The 3,521-nt window shown below is 46.0% G+C and carries 3 protein-coding genes; all 3 read left to right on the plus strand.

The window, feature by feature from the left end; translation table 11 throughout:
• The first annotated feature begins 283 nt into the window (after nt 1-283).
• On the plus strand, nt 284-1,159 hold the full coding sequence (gene hepC, locus H6S82_RS24035) for a heterocyst development glycosyltransferase HepC (protein ID WP_190475312.1): 876 nt from the start codon (nt 284-286) through the stop codon (nt 1,157-1,159).
• Nucleotides 1,160-1,188: 29 nt separating this feature from the next.
• Nucleotides 1,189-3,039 carry a heterocyst formation ABC transporter subunit HepA gene (hepA, locus tag H6S82_RS24040; protein WP_190475315.1) on the plus strand — a complete coding sequence of 617 codons (1,851 nt, stop codon included), beginning with the start codon at nt 1,189-1,191 and terminating at the stop codon, nt 3,037-3,039.
• A gap of 129 nt (nt 3,040-3,168) precedes the next feature.
• On the plus strand, nt 3,169-3,521 hold a 353-nt coding region (locus tag H6S82_RS24045), incomplete at its 3' end, for a glycosyltransferase family A protein (RefSeq protein ID WP_191056825.1).

The raw sequence follows: 3,521 nt of genomic DNA on the forward strand, positions 1-3,521 counted from the left end.
GTTTTGTTAGAACAAGAAAATCCTCTAGATTTAAAGCCGGATCTTGTTTGGCAATTAATTTATTCCGAACGCCAAGTCAGCTTCAAATCAGCCCTATCCAAAATAATCCTAAGTAAATACCCTTAGATATCCTTCAGTCCTAAGATAGAAGTTTTAATAAAAATTAACAACTAGACTTTACAGTGAAATACCTATGCTGTATAGGCTACAGCCAACTTTTTCAGTTTGGCAACCTAAAGATCTGTCTTTTGGCATACGAGTTTCTACTTAAGAGAAATTACTGATGAAAAGCTCCTCAAGCCCAACTCTACAGATTTCCTACCCTGGAGATCGCCGCTGGCGCGATCGCCAACCCAGTAGGTACGCGCTCAAGTGGCGACAGAACCAGCTGTTAGTCAGCCTTGCCAAAGACGACAAACAGCGGTATTTGCCCGATCTCGACGATGAGCGATCGCTTGCAGAATGCTTGCAACACTCGCCCGTGCGACTTGTCCGCATAGACCCGCGTTTGGGTGAAACAAAATTAAGACTTTGGGCAGATGCGTGCTGGCAAGCTCACAAACCAGTATTTCTGCGCTTACCTACTACCTCCGAACTGCCGGGAAAACGAAACCCGCTCAGTTGGTCGCTCAAGCGGCTATTTGACTGGTGCATGGCGGCAATACTGCTGTTAGTCTTCAGTCCAGTCATGCTGGGGCTGGTTTTGCTAATGCGGAGAGATTCTGCTGGGCCGATTTTATCCTGGCAGTGGCGTGTGGGAGAGCGGGGTAAGTTGTTCCGCATCCTCAAGTTTCGCACGACAGCCGAGAAGGAAGATGGAGTAGTTGCGATCGCACCCCTAGCGCGTTGGATGCTCAAGTACAACCTAGACAAACTACCCCAGTTGTTCAACGTGCTGCGAGGCGAGATGAGTTTGGTAGGGCCACGTCCCTATAATTTACACGATGCAGCGCGGATCGGCCCTGAAGGTTTGCGACGGCTGAATGCGCTACCGGGAATCGCAGGAGATTGGTTAGTGCAAGCGAGAGCGAACTGGCGAGATTTGGAAGCGCTAAATTACCGCGATTTGGAATACTTACGCAGTTGGTCTCTCTGGCAAGATTTGAAAATCTTACCTCTGACGATGATCAAAGTTTTCTCCAGCTTTAGCGCTTACTAATCCACACAACAACTCTTTTGCAAACCCTTATGCGTTTCCAATCGCCCGTACCAATTCGCAATCTGCTCAAAGCGACAAAGTTCTGGCAAGACAACTATATTATTCTGCGAGAATTCAAATATTTTCGTCGGGTTGCAGTTTTGGCTCTGCTGTTCACGTCGATCGCAGCAGTATTTGAGGCATTTGGCGTTGGTTTTCTCTTAGCATTTTTGCAAAGTTTGACCGATCCGAACGCAGCACCAATTCAAACAGGCATTGAGTGGTTCGATGTTTGGATATTGGGGGTAAATGCTTCTGTTGCCGATCGGCTTTATCGCATATCTGCCTTGATTTTATTTATGACCCTGTTACGTACAGGGTTTACTTATTTGGGGCAGGTTTACAGCGAAATTTGCAATCAAAGTCTGGCAGACAGCCTACGCAGACGGCTGTTTGAACAGTTGCAAGGATTGAGCCTGAGTTACTTTGCCAAAACCCGTTCGGGAGAATTAGTTAATAGCATCACCTCCGAAAATTACCAGCTTACCCAAGCTTTCGGTGTATTTTCTTATTTAGTCACCAGAACTTCGACCCTCTTGGCTTATGTGGTATCGATGTTTTTGCTGTCTTGGCAGCTGACGATCGTCTCCATTATGTTGTTCGGTCTGCTGTCGGCTGGCATAACAACGCTGCTGGGAAGAGTACGAGAAGCCAGTTTTGAAAGATCGACCGCCAGCGGCTGGTTTACCTCGGTGGCGTTGGAATTTATCAACGGTATTCGCACAGTTCAGGCATTTGCAACTCAGGATTTTGAAAGAAAACGGTTTTACAATGCCAGTTCGGACTTGAAGAAAGCAACGGTCAAAGCTACTTCATTCCATGCTTCGGTGGAACCTCTCGCAGAAGGAGGTGCTACGGCAATTTTAGTTGGGATGTTGATTCTGGCTTTTGCTACTTTGATTCCCAATGGAGAGTTACAGCCAGCGGCATTACTGACATTTTTATTTGTGTTGTTCCGCCTCATGCCAATTATCCGTCAGGTGAATGGATGCAGAGCGCAACTGAGCAATTTTCAGGGGCCGATGGAAAATATTAAAACTCTACTCCGCACTGATGACAAACCTTATTTAGAAGGTGGCACAATCCAATTTGCTGGATTGAAGCGATCGATTGATTTTGTGGCTGTAGATTTTGGGTACGACAGCATTAATTTAGTGTTGCGCGACATCACGCTGACTATCAAAAAAGGACAGACGACGGCGCTGGTGGGTGCTTCTGGTGCTGGCAAAACCACGTTGACCGATTTAATTCCGCGATTCTACGATCCCACACAAGGTCAAATTCTGCTCGATGGCATTGACTTGCGAGAATTTGACATCAAATCCCTGCGGCAAAAGATGGCTGTTGTCAGTCAAGATACATTTATTTTCAACACTTCTGTCCGCAACAATATTGCTTACGGTACTGAAGATGCCGATGAAGCTGCGATTTGGGAAGTAGCGAGATTGGCGAATGCGATCGATTTTATTCTCGAACTACCGGAAGGTTTCGATACGCAGTTGGGAGATAGGGGAGTTCGCTTATCTGGAGGTCAGCGTCAGCGGATTGCGATCGCTCGTGCTTTGCTTCGCGACCCGGAAATTTTGATTCTGGATGAAGCAACGAGTGCTTTAGATTCTGTGTCTGAGCGATTAATTCAGGAGTCGTTGGAAAAGCTGTCTGTAGGTCGAACAGTGATTGCGATCGCGCACCGACTTTCGACAATTGTTCGCGCCGATAAAGTAGTCGTACTCGAACAAGGACGCATTGTAGAACAGGGTACTTATCAAGAATTGCTGCAACAGCGAGGCAAACTTTGGAAATATCACCAAATGCAGCATGAATTAGGTCAAGCAAGCTAGTGTCGCTACGCGAAAGTCAAAAGTCAAAAGTCAAAAATATTTTCCGCGTCGCGCATTTAAATTTTTTCAATTTGGTGGGTTACTTCTGCCGTGCTGCACTGTATTCGCAAGGGAGATAAATGTAGAAAAATGAGCGATTTGAATCATCCCAAAGTTTCCGTTGTGATTCCTGCATACAATGCAATGCGCTATCTTCCAGCCACCTTGGATAGCGTTTTTAATCAAACTTACACCGATTTGGAAATTTTGATTATCGATGATGGCAGTAAGGATGAAACTGTAGAGTGGGTTGCTCAGATAACAGACCCCCGCGTGCAACTAATTTCACAACAAAACAAAGGTGTATCTGAAGCGCGTAACGCGGGTATTGCTAATGCTAGAGGTGAATACATAGCATTGTTAGATGCTGACGACCTGTGGGAACCAACTAAATTAGAAAAACAAGTACGCTGTTTGGAAGATAATCCCGCCGTAGGTCTGGT

Source organism: Planktothrix sp. FACHB-1355 (assembly GCF_014748295.1).
In the GTDB taxonomy this organism is placed as follows: Bacteria; Cyanobacteriota; Cyanobacteriia; order Cyanobacteriales; family Aerosakkonemataceae; genus Aerosakkonema; species Aerosakkonema funiforme_A.